Raw genomic sequence first — 18,988 nt, forward strand, 5'->3', positions numbered from 1 at the left:
CTTAATTTTTCGCCCTTAATTTTTGTATAGCTTCAACAACTGCACTATGAGTTACGGTGTTGTTTTTAAAGTACTCAACTAAAGTTTGTTTTTCAACGTTAGTGGCTTCAAATTGATTTAAGATATTCATCAAATGCATTTTCATGTGCCCCTGTTGAATTCCCGTGGTTGTTAAAGAGCGTATTGCACCAAAATTTTGTGCTAAACCTGCAACTGCAATAATTTGCATTAATTCTCTTGCCGATGGTTTGTGCAATAACTCCAGAGCTAATTTTACCAAAGGATGTAAACTAGTTAATCCACCAACAGTGCCTAAAGCCAATGGGATTTCAATCCAAAATTTAAACGTGTCGTCTTCTATTTTCGCGTGAGTTAAACTACTATACTTTCCCTTTCTCGCCGCATAAGCATGAACACCAGCTTCAACAGCTCTAAAGTCGTTTCCGGTGGCTAAAACCACCGCATCTATACCGTTCATTATGCCTTTGTTGTGGGTTACGGCTCGGTAAGGTTCTATTTCTGCTATATTAACAGCTCGTACAAATTTTTCGGCTAATACTCTACCTGAAACTGAAGAGTTTTCAGATAATTCGTCTACATGACAACTAACTTCTGCTCTAACTAAACAATCTGGAACATAATTAGATAAGATGCTCATAATTATATCAATTTGTTTTTCTTCTTCAGAAAACAAATCAAAATTAAGAGCTTCATTTTTAAAAGTTTTCGCAAATTGTTCTAAACATGAATTTATGAAATTGGCCCCCATAGCATCAAGTGTTTCAAATGATGCGTGAAGCTGGTAGTAGCCATTAATGTCTTCAGTTTTATCTATTAGTTCAATATTTAAAATGCCACCTCCACGTTTTTCCATATTGGCAGTAATGGATTTGGTTTCTTGAATAAGTTTGGGCTTTACAATGTCAAAAAATTGACCGAGCTTTTCAAAATCACCTTTAAAAACAAAATGTACTTGCCCAATTTTGGTAGTAGAAATCACATTGGTTATAAAACCACCTCTATCTAGCCAAAACTTCCCAGCTTTACTGGCTGCAGCTACTACAGAACTTTCTTCTATAGCCATTGGTATAGTGTACAACTTATCATTTATTAAAAAATTAGGTGCTACACCTAGAGGTAAATAATAATTGGTAATTGTGTTTTCAATAAATTCATCATGTAGCTGTTGTAGTTTTTCATCGGAATTCCAATATTGTTTTAAAATACCTTTAGCGCTTTCCGCGTTTGCGAAATAGGTGTCTACAATCCAATCAATTTTTTTTGACTTTGAAAGCTTTGAAAAACCAGCAATAGATTTACTCATAAAAAGGGTGTTTATCGAGCAAAGATACTACTCTTGGTATGAATATTGAATATCTTAATTGTTACGGCTTAATTAAGTGTTAATAATTGCTGTTTTTTGAAGAAAATTTAGTAAAATTGACATCATTTTAAGTAAAAAACATTTTTTTTAACTAAACATAGGTTATTTTCAATTTTAAATTGTAAGAATAGTTATTGGATTGTTTTACTTTAATTGATCAAATAATATAATATATTATATGAAATACCTTAAGTTTTCTTTTTGCGTTTTTTTGCTTTTCACTTCATTTATTAACGCGCAAAAAAAAGAAATTACTTTAGAAAATATTTGGAATGGCTCATTTAGAACAGAGCGTATGGATGTGCTGCATTCTTTGGCTAATGGACAGCAATATTCGGTTTTAAATTTTGATAGAAATACGGGGTCAACATTTATTGATGTTTATAATTATAAAACTTTAGAAAAGGCACAAAGGTTGGTGTCTTCAGAAACAATTCCAGAGTTAAGGTATTTTAGTGATTACTCGTTTAGTACTGATGAACAAAAGGTGCTATTGGCAACAGAAGTAGAACAGCTTTATAGACATTCAACTAAGGGTGTTTATTTTGTTTACGATTTTAATACAAAAAAGGTTGTAAAAGTTCATAATGAAAAGATTCAGCAGCCGATGTTTTCACCTGATGGTAACAAAGTTGCTTTTGCTTTAGATAATAACTTATTTATAAAGGATTTAGTTGCTGATAGGGTTACTCAGATAACCTCAGACGGAGAATACAATAGAATTATTAATGGAATTACCGACTGGGTTTACGAAGAAGAATTTGCCTTTGTAAGGGCATTTGATTGGAATGTGTCAAATACCAAAATTGCATATATTAAGTTTGATGAAACAAAAGTTCCTGAATTTTCAATGGATGTATACGGAACTGGACTTTACCAAACCCAACATGTATTTAAGTATCCAAAAGCAGGAGAAGCAAATTCTCTTGTGTCAGTACATGTATATGATTTAGAGTCCGGACATACTAATAAATTAAAGGTAGATAATAATTTTGATGATTTTTATATTCCTAAGCTTAAATGGACTAATAAAGCAGATAAATTATGTGCCATATATTTAAATAGACATCAAAACGAAGCACATATTTGGGCAATAAATACAAAGACTAGTGAATCTAAAATAGTGTTGGTGGAAAAAGATGATGCTTATATTGAAGAAGGATATGGTATTAATTTTCTAAAAGACAATAGTTTTCTTTGGTTAAGCGAAAAAGACGGATATAATCATATTTATCATTATTCTGAAGATGGAGATTTGATAAATCAAGTTACTATTGGTAATTGGGATGTAACACAGTATTATGGCTATGATGATAAAACAGACCGGGTATTCTATCAGTCTGTAGAAAACAGTTCAATAAATAGAGATGTTTTTTCAGTAAAGTTGAATGGACGGAGTAAAAAGAGACTTACTAATATAGATGGCACCAACAGCGCTTCATTTAGCGCAGATTTCACTTATTTTATAAACTCTTATTCTAATGCTAAAACGCCAATTAAATATTCTTTAAATAACGCCTCAACGGGTAAATTGATTAAAAGTATAAAAGACAACCATAGGTTAGAAGAGCAACTTTCAAACTACAAATTGTCTCATAAGGAATTTAGTACCATTCATATAAATGGAAACGACTTGAATATGTGGATGATGAAGCCTGTAGATTTTGATGAATCAAAACAATACCCGTTATTAATGTATCAATATTCAGGTCCGGGTTCTCAAAGAGTTACCAATAGTTGGTATCGTCCAGAAAGATATTTATGGTTTCATACCTTGGTTAATAAAGGTTATATAATTGTATGTGTTGATGGTAGAGGTACTGGATTTAAAGGCGCTGATTTTAAAAAATCCACTTATTTAAATTTGGTAAAGTATGAAACGGAAGATCAAATTGAAGCTGCGAAAACGTTGGGTAAATTACCTTATATAGATAAAGAACGAATTGGTATTTGGGGATGGAGTTTTGGTGGGCATGTTTCTACAAATGCTCTATTAAAAGGTAATGATGTTTTTAAAATGGCAATAGCAGTGGCACCTGTAACAAATTGGCGGTTTTACGATACTGTTTATACGGAACGTTTTTTAAGAACACCTCAAGAAAACCCTTCTGGTTATGATAATAATTCCCCTTTTTATTATCCCCATTTGCTTAAAGGAGATTATTTGCTAATTCATGGTTCTGGAGATGATAATGTGCATGTGCAGCATACTATGAGAATGGTTGAGTCTCTGGTACAGGCAGATAAACAGTTTGATTGGGCGGTATACCCAGATAAAAATCATGGTATTTATGGCGGTAATACAAGCCTACATTTACATAAGAAAATGACAAGTTTTATTATTAATAAATTAGGAGATAAGAGAAAGGTGTCTAAGGCAGGGGATAAAAAGTGATAAAAGGATAAAAAAAACTAACCAATTACAGATTATATGGCAACTACATCAGTAAAACCACATCAAAAAGAACTTTTCGGGCAACCTATTGGCTTGTATATTTTGTTTTTAACAGAAATGTGGGAGCGTTTTTCATATTATGGAATGAGAGCTTTATTAGTGCTTTATATGACTGCTTCAACAATGGGTGAAGATGCACGAGGAAGCGGTTTAGGATGGACGGATAAAGAGGCATTAGCACTTTATGGATGGTATACTATGTTGGTTTATGTAATGTCTATACCTGGAGGTATGATTGCAGATAAATTGATAGGCCAGAAGAAGGCTGTATTAGTCGGAGCAATTGTATTGTGCCTAGGGCATGGTGTTTTGGTACTTACAGACATTTGGGCATTTTATACAGGGTTAGGTTTAGTTATTCTGGGTGTTGGTTTGTTAAAACCCAATATATCTACCATGGTTGGTGGATTATATAAAGAAGGTGATATTAGGAGAGATAAAGGATTTAGTATTTTTTATATAGGTATTAATTTAGGGTCTTTATTAGCAACAATGATTGTTGGGTTGGTAGTGGCAGAATGGGGTTGGCATGCAGGATTTGGTTTAGCCGGAGTTGTTATGTTGCTAGGTTTGGTTAACTATATTTTAGGGCAAAAATATTTAAGTCAAGTTGGAAATTTTGTTGCTCCAAAAGAAAATGATCCAAATGAAATTTCCTATGGTAAACTTTATGGAAAATTATTTTCATCTCCTAAGCAATTAGTTTTTACAGGAATATTGTTATTGGCCTCTGTTTATGGTTGGTATACTTTAGAATGGGGTTATGGCTTGTTGTTTTTGTTTTTAACGGCCATTGCTGCCTTACTAATGATGATTTACAAAGAGTTAGAAACGCAAGTTTATAAGGATAGATTTGTAGTTTTATTGTTGTCTTTTATCATGGTAATAGTCTTTTGGGGAGCTTTTGAACAAGCTGGAGGATTAATGAACCTATATACGGATACTAAAACAGATAGGGTATTGTTTGGTTGGGAAATTCCAACAGTAATGTTTCAGAGTTTAAACGCAGGATTTATCATTATTTTTGCAACTTTGGTAGCATCTATATGGGCAAAAAGAAAGCTTAAAGGAAAAGAAGGGACTTCTTTGTTTAAAATGGCATTAGGTATTATTATTATGGGCTTTGGCTTTATTTTTATGGTATTTGCAGCCATGGAATTTGAAAAGTCAGGAGCGTCTAGCATGTTATGGTTGGTATTAGCATATTTGTTTCATACTATTGGGGAATTATGTTTATCTCCTGTGGCATTATCATTTATTACCAAGCTAACTCCTGTAAAATATGCATCATTGATGATGGGGGTTTATTTTGCTGCTACAGGTTTAGGTAGTAAAGTAGCGGGTATTGTAGGTGAAGCAGCCAGTGATTTTGGTGAATATGCTATTTTCTTAGGAATTTTAGTTTTTACAATAATTATAGGGGCATTATTTATATTAATATTGAAACCCTTAAAGCGACTTACACATGGCGCAGAAGATAATGAGAAAATTATGCATTATGATGAAGCTGAAGGCTTTGAACTGGCAGATAATTAAAATATACATATATGGAAACTAACTCAACCGATCAATTTTTTAAAGATAAAGTATTAGGGCATCCTTCGGGTCTATTTGTTCTGTTTTTTACTGAAATGTGGGAACGCTTTTCTTATTACGGAATGCGTGCTATTTTGGTGATTTTTTTAACAGGAGTTATTACGGGAGATAATCCCGGCTGGAGTTGGAGTACAGAAGCTGCATTATCACTTTTAGGGACCTATGCTATGTTGGTTTACCTCACACCTTTAATTGGTGGATGGCTGGCCGATAACAAAATTGGTTATAGAATGGCAGTTGTTATTGGGGCACTTTTAATGACTTTAGGGCACGCTTCAATGGCAATTGAGACACCAACTTTTTTATATATAGGAATAGCGTTATTAATTTTAGGGAACGGTTTTTTTAAGCCCAATATGACGTCAATTATTTCAAAAATGTATGAAGGCCATGATGAAAAGAAAGATGGCGCCTATAATATATTCTATATGGGCGTTAACGCAGGTGCCTTTTTAGGAATAATGTTATGTGGGTGGGTAGGAGAAAAAGTTGGTTGGAGTTATGGTTTTGGTTTAGCCGGAATATTCATGCTATTAGGAATGTTACAGTTTTATTTTGCTCAGCCTTTGTTTGGTAATATTGGAGATAAACCAGCGCAGAAAGTTAAAGGAGTTGAAAAGGTAAGTGAAGTTTCTGATGATACCACTAGCTCTGAAAAATTAAACCCTTTTCTGTCAATTGATTACTTGTTAATAGCTGTTTTTACTGTTTCGGCCTTAATTTTTATAATTAACGATCCTTTAAGTAAAATTGGACAAATTCAAACGCTCAATTTTGATATTGCCGGAATGTCAGATTCTTTGTTTTTTGCACTTTTAGCTGCAGTTACGTTTGTAATATTATTATTGATTAGAATACCTAGATATTCAAGAATTGAAAGAGATAGGATGATAGCTTTTTCTATATTCTGTATATTTACAATCTTCTTTTGGGCTGCTTTTGAACAGGCAGCTGGTTCATTGCCTTTATACACGAGAGACTATACTAATCGGATTTTAGAGGGAGGAGCAGCTACTACGTTTAAGGTTATTGATTTAATTGTAACTATTGTTCCTTTAGGCATAATTACTTATGTCTTAATGAGTTTGTTTAGAAAGACTTTTAATAGAATAGGGTTGTCTAATATCATATTAGGATTTAGTTTTTTAATTGTTTGGGCAATAGTAATATATAAATTGTACATTGAGTTTCAGTCTACAAATACAGAAGTGCCAATTACTTGGTTTGCCATCTTAAATTCATTGTTCATTATTATTTTTGCGCCTTTATTTACTAAATGGTGGGATAGTAAATATAATCCGCCGGCTTCAGTAAAATATGGTTTAGGTCTAATAATTATGGCTATTGGTTTTGGCTTTTTGGCCTTTGCCACAAGAAATGTGCCTTTAGGGGCAGATGCGGCTAAATTGAGTATGGTATGGCTCGTTCTAGCTTATTTGTTTCATACGCTTGGTGAATTATGTTTATCTCCAATGGGATTGTCTTATCTAAGTAAATTAGTGCCAGCAAGAATGGTGGCCTTTATGTTCGGGGTATATTATTTAGCGATTGCCATTGGAAACAAGATGGCACATTATGTGGGAGGAGATATTGAAAAGATAACTGAAGAAAGTGGGTTGTCCCACTTTTTCCTAATATTCACTATTGTTCCAGTTGTATTAGGTTTAGTTTCTTTTGCGTTACATCCATTATTGAAAAAGCTTATGCACGGTGTTCGTTAATCGAATAAATCGTTAAAAAACAGTCAAAATGCTCCTGTTTAGGAGCATTTTTTGTAAGTTCGGAATACATTTTGCAACTTTTAAATTATGAAAAATATACTATACATAATGTTCTTTACTATACTGACTTCTTTTAGTGGTATGGCTCAAGAAATAAAATGGGTGACATTTGAAGAGGCTTTAGAACTCCAGAAGAAGTCTCCAAAAAAGATTATGATGGATGTTTATACCAGTTGGTGTGGGCCTTGTAAAATGCTAGATAAAAATACATTTCATAATAAAGATGTGGTAGATTATGTTAATGAAAACTACTACGCTGTAAAGTTCAATGCTGAAGGGAATGAGGAAGTTAATTATGATGGTAAAATGTTTTCAAACCCTAATTATAAGCCTGAATTAGCGAATAGACGGAATTCTGCTCATGAATTATCAAGATATTTTCAGGTACAGGCTTACCCAACAATTGTTTTTTTAGATGAAAAGGGAAAACTGATATTTCCCTTACGAGGGTATAAAACCCCAACACAATTAGAGTTGTACCTAAAAATGTTTAAAGCAGATAAGCATAAAGAAATTCAGACTCAAGAAGAGTTTAATGTGTATTACAAAGCATTTAAGCCTGAGTTTGAAGGATAAACTATTATTGGTTTACAGTGGGTTTTTCCTGTGAGCAACCTTAAATTTAATTAGATAAGATACATGAAGAATATTCTCTATACATTAATTTTAACTCTTTTCATTTCTGCAATTGGAATGTCACAAGAAAGAGTTAAGTGGCATACGGATTTAAATCAAGCCTTAGAAATAGCATTCAATGAAGATAAAAATGTGTTATTATTTTTTACCGGTTCCGATTGGTGTGGGTGGTGCAAAAGATTACAAAGCGAAGTGTTTAAAACGCCTGATTTTGAAGAGTGGTCCCAGAAGGTAGTTTTGGTAGAATTAGACTTTCCTAAAAGAACACCCCAAGATCAAAGTATTCGAGCTCAAAATACACAATTACAAGGGATGTTTCAAGTAAGAGGATATCCAACCGTTCATATAGTGAGTCCTGAAAAAATGGAAAATGGCAGAACCAACTTGAAAAGTCTTGGCAAAACTGGGTATGTAAGAGGAGGTGCTAGCGCTTGGTTAAATGTTGCGAATAATATAGTTAATAAAGTGCCTTAGTTTTTTTAGTAACTAATAATAAAAGCTCCATTTTTACTGGTTTGGTGAAAAGGGAGTTTTCTTTTTTTACAGATGTTTTCCCAATGTTCAATATAAGATTTGTAGTTGCTTCCGTCTGCAATAATATGTTTCGGTTTGATAGAATCAATCAATCTATTCAAGTTAAGTTTAGGTGATTGTCTTAAATACACATAATCAGGTTGAAAAGATTTTAAATTATAAATACAAAGACTGTCAATGACTAAAACGGATGTATTATTTAGTAGGTAGATAGGTTGTATAGTTTTGTTTTCAACAATATCGAGGTGATTTCCAACGGCATAATCTTTAATGATTTTGTTTTTTGATTGTGTTAAGCTATCTAAATCATGAGCCACTTTTATGGTGCCATTATTTACATTTCCAATGATGCTATACCTGCTTTTGTGAAAGATAATGAATTTATTTTCAGGTAGCTGATATTCAATAAATATTACAGAGGCTTGAAAAATTAAAATAGCAATTAAAACCATTTTAAGGTTTTTGTAATTTCTTTTAATGAATAATTTAACCAAGGAGATAATTAAAATATAGGAAACAATGACGTATAAAATTCCAAATGAAATATCTTTAAAAAGAAATGTTTCATGACCAGATAACCAACCCACCACACTGTTCATCCAACCAATAATATATCCAAAAATATCAGCTAGGAATTGCGGTAAAAGATTCAAAACGGCTAACAGAATAACTATAATACCAAAACCTAAAATGATTCCTAAAAGAGGAATAATTACTAAATTCGAAATAAAAAATAAACCTGGAAATTGATGGAAGTAATAAAGACTTATGGGGATAATCCCAAATTGGGCGGCAATTGTTATTGTTAGTGTGTGCCAATAAATGTCTATTATTTTATTCTTTGGTTTCCAAAGTTTGTATAAAAGCGGATCGATAATTACAATAGCAAATACGGCTAGATAGCTTAGTTGAAAACCAACATCGAAAATGAATAATGGTTTGAATAACAATATTACTAATATTGAAATAGCTAGCGTGTTGTAAACATTGGTTGGTCTTTTAAGGTTCATAGCAATTGCCACAATACTAAACATTGTAACAGCTCTAGTTACCGAAGCTGATAAACCAGCTATAACTGCAAAACTCCAAAGCATAGATACAAGCAAAATGGTTTTTAAGAAGTATCCGTTTTTTAAACGTTCAATAGGTTTGAAAACAAAATTTAAAATGATTAGAATAATACCAACATGTAAACCAGATACAGCCAAAATATGAATGGCACCAGCATTGGTATAGCTAGAATAAACTTCCTCACTTATATCTTGTCTTTGTCCTAAAAAAAGGGCATTAATTATAGCCAATTTATCAGGTTTGAAATTATAACGTTTTAATTTAGAATTTATATGAGCTCTTAAGATGTTGGCAACACCAAATAGAGTATGTGTGTCAGAACTAACTTGTAAAAGCGATTGGTTTTTGATGAAAAGTTGATTGTAAATGTATTTTTTATCCAAATAGTTTTTATAGTCAAACTGATTTGGATTTAAAGGGTGAATTAAATTTTTAAAATCTGTTTTGGTAATGAAAATATTATCAACTTTAAATGGTAGCTGTAGTGAATCTTTTTCAACGTTTAAAAGTGATTTTCCATTAACACTTGTATCGTCAACCTTTAGAATGTCAATGATATATTTATCGTAATAATTACCAGGTTTTAAAACCTCTCTTATTCTAAAAGAAATCGTTTTTAAAGAGTCTTTTTCTTCTAAAATTTGGTGACTGTAATGATTTGAAAAGTTTCTTTCGTTATGAAGGTTTGTAGTTAGAACCCCTATAGACACCATTAAAGCAAAGGTTAATAGTCCAAACCAAATAGTTTTTATGAACTGTTTTTTTGCAATAATGAATGCAATAAATAAAAGAGCAAAAAGAAAAAGTGTTATATAAAATGATAAATCTAAGGGTAAACTAATAAGGTAACCAATAATGATACCTACAACAATGCAAATGGTTAATTTGATAATAGCGAAATTGAGTAGCTGCATACAGCTGTAAGATAAAAAAATATCTTATAAAACTCGGCGAGCTTCAACAAAGGATTTGTGCCAGTAGACTTCCGATAATTTTGAGATAATAACACCTTTGCTCGAAGTAGCATGAATAAACTCTAAGGTTTTGTTTGAAGATTTTATTACTAACCCAACATGGTTAATGGCGTTTCTTCTATTTTTTGTTTTAAAGAAAAGTAAATCTCCTTCTTGCACTTTTTTTAAGGTGATTTTTTGCCCTTTTTTAGCCATGTCTCCTGAGATCCTTGGTAGATAAATGTTATTAACTCTAAACGATTCATAAACTAAACCTGAACAATCCATTCCAGCTTTTGTTGTTCCGCCCCATTTATACCTAACGCCTTTAAACTGTTTAGCGAATTTTACAATTTCATTGGCTTTTGAAAACTCATTTTCTGATTTAGAGCTCGAATTATAAATACCGTCTCCCTCCTTTTCTGTTGATGTTTTCGTAATTACTTTATTAGTGGATGCTTTTTTGTTTTTAGCTCTTTTTGAGGACTTACAGTTGACAAGGCTTAGAAGAAACAAAATAGAAATAAGTAGGTGTAGTTTATTCATATGTGAAATTTAATGAATAATTTAAATTTTTCGTAAATTAAACGAGCTAATTAATTTTTAATGAGAACTTTTTTTCTTTCTTATACTGATGATTTAATAACCTATTGGTTCACTGGGATAGTATTCGGTTTAATTCTGTTGAATTATTTATTTAAGTGGGTGAAAAGTTTAAAAAGAGATAGGATTATATTTAATGAGGATTCTATTTGTAAAGATATCGATGTTGGTAACTACACATTTAACTTTGAAAACGTAGGTAATGAAGTAGAAACTATAAAAGCAACTTTATTTACAAAAATGATTTTGTTTTCAATGGCTTTACTTTTGGTTTTAGTTCCTTTTTATGAATTTGTAGAAACACTTAAGCCAACAATTGCTTACCCATTTTGGTCTTGTTTCCCTTGAATACCATTATAAATCAACTTCGCAGTCTTATGACTGGCTCCTTTCCCTCCTAATGCCTTTTCCAACTCGTAATAATCTTCAAACATTTTAACGCGCCTTTCTAGCATTAAAATGTTTTTCAACTCTAGTTTTAGTTTTCTTTTATTAAAATCATTTTGAATTAACTCGGTAACTACTTCTCTGTCCATAACCAAATTAACTAGTGAGATAAACTTTAAGGTTATGATACGTTTAGCAATGTGGTAAGAAATAGCACTTCCTTTATAGCAAACCACTTGTGGTACTTTAAATAAAGCAGTTTCTAAGGTTGCGGTACCGGAGGTTACCAAAGCAGCATTTGATACACTTAATAAATCATAAGTTTTATTAGATATAAACTTAACATTATCAGTTTTTATAAACTGTTCATAAAAATTAAACTCTTGACTCGGAGCGCCTGCAATAACAAATTGATAGTCTTTAAAGTCTTCAACCAAACTCAACATTACAGATAGCATTTTTTTTATTTCTTGTTTCCTGCTACCGGGTAGTAATGCAATAATGGGTTTGTTGCTCAGCTTGTGAGTTTCCCTAAATTTAGAATCTTCAATTAATTCTCTGTTAGATATGGCATCAATTAATGGGTGACCAACAAAATTTACGTTATAATCATACTTCTTGTAAAAAGGTTTCACAAAAGGCAGGATAACAAACATGGCATCAATATCGCGTTTAATAGCTTTTACTCTACCAGCTCTGGATGCCCATACTTGTGGAGAGATGTAATAGTTGGTTTTGAAATTATGTTCTTTTGCCCATTTAGCTATGCGTAAATTAAAACCTGAGTTATCAATAAAAACAATGACATCGGGATTAAAGTTTTGGATATCCTCTTTACAATAAGAAATAAGCCTGAAAATTTTTGTGAGGTTTGTGATAACTTCAATAAACCCCATAAAGGCACGTTCCTTATAATGTTTTACTAACGTGCCTCCCACAGCTTGCATAAGGTCTCCTCCCCAAAATCTAATATCTGCATTTACATCTTCTTTTTGTAATGCCTTCATTAAGTTAGAGCCATGTAAATCACCCGATGCTTCGCCTGCAAGGATATAATACTTCATTTAGAAGAGTTTAAAAACAAAAGTAAAAACAGCTATAAAAACAGTGATTAACAAAACACCTCTCGCTCTGTAATCTTGTCTTTTTTTTATGAAGATAAAAAAGGCAATCAGATTTAAAATAGCACCAAGGCTGATAAGTTTCCCTAAAAAACCTTCTTCAGATGCAGCTTTTATAACATTAGTGAAATCATCTCCATTTCCTAGCAATGTGGCTGCAATTATTAAACCAATACTGTTGGCTATTAAACCAACAAACATGCCTATAAATATTTCTTTTTTCATTTGCTAATTATGCTTGTGCTGATGTGTTTAAATATCTAGTTTTTATTTTAATTCCCAAGTATTTAATTCTTTCATAAAAGAATATGCGGTCAAATCAAACTGAACAGGAACTATAGAAACATATCCATTCTCAAGAGCATGTTCGTCTGTATCTTCACCACCATCTAAGTTAACAAATTTACCAGTAAGCCAATAGTAATCTTTTCCCATTGGATTAATACGTTTGTCAAATTCTTCTACCCAATTAGCACGTGCTTGTCTACAAACTTTCACGCCTTTTATTTCGTTTTCTGAAATATTTGGAATATTAACATTTAAAACAATTCCGTTTGGTAATTTGTTTTTTAAAACCTGTTTTGTAATACTTTCAACAAAAGACTTGGAAGCTTCAAAATTAGCATCCCAGGCATAGTCTAATAAAGAAAATCCAATAGCAGGAATCCCTTCAATACCGGCTTCAACTGCGGCACTCATGGTGCCAGAATAAACAACGTTTATAGAAGAGTTAGAACCATGGTTAATTCCTGAGACACATAAGTCTGGTGTTCTGCTTAATAATTCCCTAATAGCAAGTTTTACGCAATCTGCAGGTGTTCCTGAACAACGGTATTCTGTTTGTGGGCCATCATCAATAACTATTTTATTAACATATAGTGTTGTGTCTACCGTAATAGCGTGCCCCATGCCACTTTGTGGACTATCTGGGGCGACAACCACTACATCACCAATTGTATTCATAACCTTTATTAAGGTTCTGATTCCCGGTGCATTAATGCCATCGTCATTGGTTACTAAAATAAGCGGTTTTTCTGTCATTTAGATTGCTAGATAAAACATCGCTAAAATACATAATTTCATTAGGAAACCGCCATTTTCTTTGGTTTAACAAAAAATTAGAGGTATTTGCCAGTATTGGCATAGTTTTTTCTTTATTTTAGTGAAAAATTACTATTGTTTTTAGTAGAACTCTAAATATTAACTGATGAGAAAAATTATGAAAAGGAATTATAAAGTTCTATCTCTGCTGCTTTTGCTAGCTTTTGCATCATGCAGTTTTACTACAAAATCTTTTGATGATCCGGATAAGGATAAGCTACTGGTTAAAATAATTACTTACGTGTTAGAACGTGGTCATTTTGACCCTATAGCAATGGATGATACTTTTTCTGAAGAATTATTCAATGACTATATAGAGACCTTAGATCCATTTAAACGTTATTTCTACGCTTCTGATATTAAAGAATTTGAAAAGTATAAATTACTTCTTGATGATCAATTAAAAGCAACAGATGTAACTTTTTTTAATGTTACTCATGAGCGATTGTTAAAGCGAATTGCTGAGGCCAAAGAAGTTTATAGGGAAGTTTTGTCAACACCTTTTGATTATTCATTAAATGAAACTTTTGATACTGATTATGATAAAGATGATTTTGTAAAAAATAAAAAGGAGTTAAAGGAACGCTGGAGAAAGCAGTTAAAATTTTCAACACTTTCCAACTTCGACGATATTCATACTCAAGATAAACAGAATAAAGATAGAGATGCTTCTTATGTTCTGAAAACTGAAGGAGTTATCGAGAAGGAAGCTCGTGAAGCTACCTTAAAATCCATAGATATTTATTTTAATGATAATATTGATGATTTACAACGTGAAGATTGGTTTGGATTTTATATAAATGCTATTGTAGAGGAGTTTGATCCGCATACTTATTATTTACCTCCAAGAAATAAAGAGGTGTTTGATATGGATATGTCTGGTAAGTTAGAAGGTATTGGTGCTAGACTTCAAAAAAGGATGGATTATATTAAAATTGTTGAACTTATTTCAGGTGGTCCAGCTTGGAGAAGTAAAGAGTTGGAGGTTGAAGATATTATACTAAAAGTAAAGCAGGAAGATGAAGAGTTCCCTATAGATATTGTTGGTATGCGTATCAATGATGCTATAAAATATATAAAAGGTCCAAAAGGAACCAAAGTGACCTTAACAATTAAAAAGGTTGATGGTACTATAAAAGATATTGACATTATTAGGGATGTTGTAGAATTGGGTGAAACCTATGCGAAGTCTTCTGTGGTGGAAAAAGATGGTAAAACTTTTGGGATTATTAATTTACCCAAATTCTATGTTGATTTTAACGATTATAAAAACATAAATGCAGCTCAAGACGTCAAGAAAGAAATTGAAAGGTTAAAATCTGAAGGGATGGAAGGCTTAATTCTTGATTTAAGAAATAACGGAGGTGGTTCTTTGCCAACAGTTGTGGATATGGCAGGTTTATTTATTAAAGAAGGGCCTATAGTTCAAGTACGTTCAACAGGAGCTAATAAAGAAGTATTAAAAGATAGAGATAAATCTATTTCTTGGGATGGTCCATTGGTTGTTTTAGTAAATGAGTTATCTGCTTCGGCGTCTGAAATTATGGCTGCAGCAATGCAAGATTATAAACGTGCAATTGTTATAGGAAGTAAACAAACTTATGGAAAGGGAACTGTTCAAAATGTATATAATTTAAATGATTTAATTCGAAACCCATCTAGCGGAGACTTAGGCGCTTTAGCATTTACAACTCAGAAATATTATAGAATTGACGGAGGATCTGTTCAGTTAGAGGGAGTTAAGAGTGATGTAAGAGTTCCTGGCAGGTTTAGTTTTATAGAAGTAGGCGAAAAAGAAAAAGACAATCCGTTACCTTACGATGAAATTACTGCTGCAGAATATACTCCTTGGGAGTATTATTTTGATTATGATTCTACCATTGAAAAGAGCAAGCAACGTATGATTGCTAATGAGCAATTAAAACTTATTGAGGAAAATGCTAAATGGGTGAAAAGTAAGATTGATGAAACAGAGGTTTCTTTAAATTATGAGATTTATAAAAGGGATTATGAGTTAAATAATGAGGAGGGAAAAAGGTTTGAGGCGATATCAAAATATCAAACCAATTTAACGTTTAGATCACATGCCTATGAAAAAGGCCTTTTTGCTCAGGATACAACAGACTTAAAAGAAAAGCGTACTCGCTGGCATGAAAGTCTTGCAAAAGATGTGTATGTTGAGGAAGCATTGAATGTATTAGAAGATTTAAAGACGTCCTACCCAATAAAAAAAGTGGCTTCAACAAAGCCTGAAATAAAGAAATAGTTGATTTATGAGTTATAAATCAAACTCACTTAAACAATTAGCGCTCCAAAAATTTCGAAAGAACTTTTGGGGCGTTTTTAGTTTCTATTTTTTAATTTTGGTGGGGTTGGTTTCAATTTTTGCTTATGTTGTAGCTCCTGATAATTCAAGGTATGCCAACCAAATGCATTTGTCAATTCATTCTAAAAAACCTGGTTTTAAAGTAACTATGCTTACTATCCCATCACAATTCAAGACTGAACAAAATACCTTGAGTAAATTGTTTTTTGGAAAGAAAAATGCCGATACTGAAGTTCCTATTTCAGAATATAGAATAGATGATGAAGTTTTAGTTTATAGGGAATATGCTACTGATGGTCTAGAAGGTGTTGTGAAAACATTACAGGTTAAATCCTTTCCTCATGAAGATGTAAGTAGTTTCATAGAGGAAAAATCCTTTCTTTTCGGAACTGACAAATACGGAAGAGACTTATTGAGCAGGGTGCTTGTTGGCGCTAGAATATCTTTTTTTATAGGTTTTGTAGCCGTTTTTATTTCATTACTCATTGGTGTTTTAATGGGTAGTTTAGCTGGGTATTTTGGAGGAAGGGTTGATGCCATTATTATGTGGCTTATTAATGTAACCTGGTCCATTCCAACGTTGCTCTTGGTCATTGCTATTACTTTAGCATTAGGTAAGGGTTTTTGGCAAGTATTTATAGCTGTTGGGCTAACCATGTGGGTAGAGGTGGCTAGAGTAGTGCGCGGGCAAATAATTAGCGCTAAAGAAATGCAATATGTTACCGCTGCTAGAGCATTAGGTTTTAGTGATTTTAGAATTATATCTAAGCATATTTTACCTAATATAATGGCGCCTGTTATAGTAATTTCTGCTGCTAATTTTGCGGCTGCTATTTTAATAGAAAGCGGACTTAGTTTTTTAGGTATTGGAGCCCAACCGCCCATGGCTAGTTGGGGTGCTATGATTAAAGATCATTATAATTATATAATTCTAGGTAAGCCATATTTAGCCATTATACCAGGTCTTTGTATTATGAGTTTAGTAATGGCTTTTATGCTCATTGGTAATGCCCTCAGAGATGCGTTAGATGTCAAAACTTAATTGACAGTCTTTTTTAGCAACTTTTTTATCAAAACTATTTGACCGAAATGATAATAACTGTGTTCAATGATCACGTTAATATTTCTGTAATAGGTACCGTACTTATCATCAAAAAATGTTTGATCTAATTTCTCATTGGTGAAGCCTTTAACTTTTTCGATTAACTTTTGAGTATCTATTTGAAATTTCTTAATTAAATCTTTCCAATCTTTTTCAGATTCAATTTTGGGCGCGTCAAAACTGAATTTGTCTTTTATTTCTAGTTTACCCGTTTCAAAGTAATGAATCAAGCCTTCTGTATAATAGTTTATATGAAATAGAAGATCAGAAATAGTGTTTAACGAATCAATTTTGGTTGTAGCTTGTTTCCAAGTTAGGTCAGATATTTGTTCTTTAATATTTGTTCCGGCAACCCATTTACCATCAAGCAAAACCTCTTCTAGTCTATTTGAAAGTTGTTTAGATAAATTCATGTTTTAATGGTTTACTCACATATTTTTTAGCTGTTTCCCAAATGCAGCTACTCTGTCCCAATTTGTATATTCAATTTCTGTATTAGAGTCTGTTGGTCCTTTAGTCATCCACATAATAAATTGAATCATGATTCTATCAAAAAACGGATATTTCTTATAATCTAGTTTACCTGCAAAAACTTCAATAATTGTAGGTTTCCAATCAATACTTTTGAAAAACTTAATGACATACGGATTTGTTTCAGCGGTTCTTTTTTCAGGTTTTCTTGCTACTAGATTTACCGAAAAGAAAGCTGTTTTTAAGGAATCAAATTGCTCCTTATTAGTGTTTATAAAATCAATGATTTTTTTATTATGAACGCCGTATCTTATACTTGCTCCTATAATAAGCCTATCATAATTGGTAATGTTTTCTGTGAAATCTTCAATAGAGAAAAGTTCAACTTTTTGGTCGTATTGAAGTAATACATCTCTAAGTTTAATACATATTTTTAGAGTTTGTCCATCTACTGAAGAATATATTATGGCAGTTTTATTGTTCATTTAAACAAAAAATAATAATTATAATATAGAATCAAACTTAAGCATTATTTTCATACAATGTTAGGTGAAGTATTTTGTTTTAAGACGGTCACAGATTTCGATTGCAATCCTTAGTTTTTTTTAATTGAAATTTAGTTAGTGTTCTTTCTTTAGTGATTTTAATATTCTGTCTAATTAATCGGGGTGTTTTCATTAGTTATTTAACTAGTGTAAAAGCGGAATACTAGTCTTCTTATTTCTTTTATTAGGATGACTATACGGAATTCTATAAGATATAAATTCTGTATAGTCTCACCATAAAAGTAGAAAATATTTCTAGCAAAAGAATGGTTTATAAAACCAAATTATTATTTAAAGAGTCTATATATTCTAAAACATCATCTTTCCCAATACCTTTAGAAGATGAGGTAATGAAATATCTTGGCATCTCTTCCCAAGTTTCTAAAAGAATGGTTTTATAATCATTAACATAATTGTCAATAGCCTTGGGTTTTAGTTTGTCTGCTTTCGTGAAAATTATAGAAAATGGAATTCCGTTTTCACCCAGCAATTGCATAAACTCTTGGTCAATAGGTTGGGGTTTGTGTCTAATATCAATTAAAACAAAACCACAAACTAATTGTTGGCGTAAGCCAAAATATTCAGTGATAAACTTTTGAAATATTTTTTTTGAAGATTTAGAAACACGGGCGTAGCCATACCCGGGTAAATCGACTAAATGCCAATTTTTATTAATCAAGAAATGGTTTATGAGTTGCGTTTTTCCTGGTCTTCCAGAAGTTTTTGCTAAACTTTTTCTGCTGGTTAACATGTTTATAAGTGATGATTTTCCAACATTACTTCGTCCAATGAAAGCGTACTCCGGCAACATGCTTTTAGGGCATTTAGCAACATCAGAATTACTCATTACAAATTCAGCAGACTTTATTTTCATTGCCTTAAATAATTAGGAATGTGGAATATATTATTTAGTAGAATTTAA

17 protein-coding genes are annotated in these 18,988 nt (G+C 32.1%); 8 read left to right on the forward strand and 9 right to left on the reverse strand.

Annotated elements, in window-relative coordinates:
• Window position 1 precedes the first annotated feature (1 nt).
• Window positions 2-1,339 carry a hydroxymethylglutaryl-CoA reductase, degradative gene (locus FUA22_RS01375; protein ID WP_317132085.1) on the reverse strand — a complete coding sequence of 446 codons (1,338 nt, stop codon included), beginning with the start codon at window positions 1,337-1,339 and terminating at the stop codon, window positions 2-4.
• A 223-nt stretch (window positions 1,340-1,562) separates the two neighbouring features.
• On the opposite strand from FUA22_RS01375, the gene FUA22_RS01380 reads away from it, so the two are divergent.
• From FUA22_RS01380 to FUA22_RS01400, 5 genes are all read left to right on the forward strand, one after another.
• Window positions 1,563-3,779, forward strand: coding sequence for a S9 family peptidase (locus FUA22_RS01380; RefSeq protein ID WP_147765842.1), 2,217 nt, complete (start codon window positions 1,563-1,565; stop codon window positions 3,777-3,779).
• 36 nt (window positions 3,780-3,815) lie between these two features.
• A complete protein-coding gene (locus FUA22_RS01385) occupies window positions 3,816-5,375 on the forward strand; it encodes a peptide MFS transporter (RefSeq protein WP_147765844.1) in 1,560 nt (519 codons plus the stop codon).
• A gap of 11 nt (window positions 5,376-5,386) precedes the next feature.
• A complete protein-coding gene (locus tag FUA22_RS01390) occupies window positions 5,387-7,156 on the forward strand; it encodes a peptide MFS transporter (protein ID WP_147765846.1) in 1,770 nt (589 codons plus the stop codon).
• A gap of 87 nt (window positions 7,157-7,243) precedes the next feature.
• Window positions 7,244-7,792, forward strand: a complete 549-nt coding sequence (locus tag FUA22_RS01395; RefSeq protein ID WP_170309816.1) for a thioredoxin family protein — start codon at window positions 7,244-7,246, stop codon at window positions 7,790-7,792.
• Between the two features lie 63 nt (window positions 7,793-7,855).
• On the forward strand, window positions 7,856-8,326 hold the full coding sequence (locus tag FUA22_RS01400) for a thioredoxin family protein (protein WP_147765850.1): 471 nt from the start codon (window positions 7,856-7,858) through the stop codon (window positions 8,324-8,326).
• 5 nt (window positions 8,327-8,331) lie between these two features.
• On the opposite strand, the gene FUA22_RS01405 is transcribed toward FUA22_RS01400, so the two are convergent.
• Both FUA22_RS01405 and FUA22_RS01410 read right to left on the reverse strand, forming a co-directional pair.
• Window positions 8,332-10,371 (reverse strand): ComEC/Rec2 family competence protein, encoded by a 2,040-nt coding sequence (locus FUA22_RS01405; protein ID WP_147765852.1) that lies wholly within the window; start codon window positions 10,369-10,371, stop codon window positions 8,332-8,334.
• A 24-nt stretch (window positions 10,372-10,395) separates the two neighbouring features.
• The gene (locus tag FUA22_RS01410; protein WP_147765854.1) at window positions 10,396-10,956 is read right to left on the reverse strand and encodes a C40 family peptidase; all 561 of its coding nucleotides are present in this window, start codon (window positions 10,954-10,956) and stop codon (window positions 10,396-10,398) included.
• Between the two features lie 60 nt (window positions 10,957-11,016).
• On the opposite strand from FUA22_RS01410, the gene FUA22_RS01415 reads away from it, so the two are divergent.
• Window positions 11,017-11,361 (forward strand): hypothetical protein, encoded by a 345-nt coding sequence (locus tag FUA22_RS01415; protein WP_147765856.1) that lies wholly within the window; start codon window positions 11,017-11,019, stop codon window positions 11,359-11,361.
• Here FUA22_RS01415 and lpxB read toward each other — a convergent pair.
• From lpxB to surE, 3 genes are read right to left on the reverse strand one after another with little or no spacing between them, the layout of a single operon-like run.
• The gene (gene lpxB, locus FUA22_RS01420) at window positions 11,334-12,464 is read right to left on the reverse strand and encodes a lipid-A-disaccharide synthase (protein WP_147765858.1); all 1,131 of its coding nucleotides are present in this window, start codon (window positions 12,462-12,464) and stop codon (window positions 11,334-11,336) included. The genes FUA22_RS01415 and lpxB overlap by 28 nt on opposite strands.
• Window positions 12,465-12,746 (reverse strand): hypothetical protein, encoded by a 282-nt coding sequence (locus FUA22_RS01425; RefSeq protein WP_147765860.1) that lies wholly within the window; start codon window positions 12,744-12,746, stop codon window positions 12,465-12,467.
• Window positions 12,747-12,788: 42 nt separating this feature from the next.
• Complete coding sequence (surE, locus tag FUA22_RS01430) at window positions 12,789-13,562, reverse strand: 5'/3'-nucleotidase SurE (RefSeq protein WP_147765862.1); 774 nt, start codon at window positions 13,560-13,562, stop codon at window positions 12,789-12,791.
• A 178-nt stretch (window positions 13,563-13,740) separates the two neighbouring features.
• On the opposite strand from surE, the gene FUA22_RS01435 reads away from it, so the two are divergent.
• A complete protein-coding gene (locus tag FUA22_RS01435; protein WP_147767388.1) occupies window positions 13,741-15,888 on the forward strand; it encodes a carboxy terminal-processing peptidase in 2,148 nt (715 codons plus the stop codon).
• A 7-nt stretch (window positions 15,889-15,895) separates the two neighbouring features.
• Entirely contained in the window at window positions 15,896-16,990 is a 1,095-nt protein-coding gene (locus FUA22_RS01440; protein WP_147765864.1) for an ABC transporter permease, read from the forward strand.
• Here the strand turns inward: FUA22_RS01440 and FUA22_RS01445 are convergent.
• From FUA22_RS01445 to yihA, 3 genes are all read right to left on the reverse strand, one after another.
• On the reverse strand, window positions 16,987-17,463 hold the full coding sequence (locus FUA22_RS01445) for a DinB family protein (protein ID WP_147765867.1): 477 nt from the start codon (window positions 17,461-17,463) through the stop codon (window positions 16,987-16,989). The genes FUA22_RS01440 and FUA22_RS01445 overlap by 4 nt on opposite strands.
• Before the next feature lie 15 nt (window positions 17,464-17,478).
• Window positions 17,479-18,006, reverse strand: a complete 528-nt coding sequence (gene hemG, locus FUA22_RS01450; RefSeq protein WP_147765869.1) for a menaquinone-dependent protoporphyrinogen IX dehydrogenase — start codon at window positions 18,004-18,006, stop codon at window positions 17,479-17,481.
• 331 nt (window positions 18,007-18,337) lie between these two features.
• Window positions 18,338-18,940 carry a ribosome biogenesis GTP-binding protein YihA/YsxC gene (gene yihA / locus FUA22_RS01455; RefSeq protein WP_147765871.1) on the reverse strand — a complete coding sequence of 201 codons (603 nt, stop codon included), beginning with the start codon at window positions 18,938-18,940 and terminating at the stop codon, window positions 18,338-18,340.
• Window positions 18,941-18,988: the final 48 nt, after the last annotated feature.

Origin of the sequence: Seonamhaeicola maritimus (genome assembly GCF_008056315.1) — a bacterium.
Lineage (GTDB): Bacteria > Bacteroidota > Bacteroidia > Flavobacteriales > Flavobacteriaceae > Seonamhaeicola > Seonamhaeicola maritimus.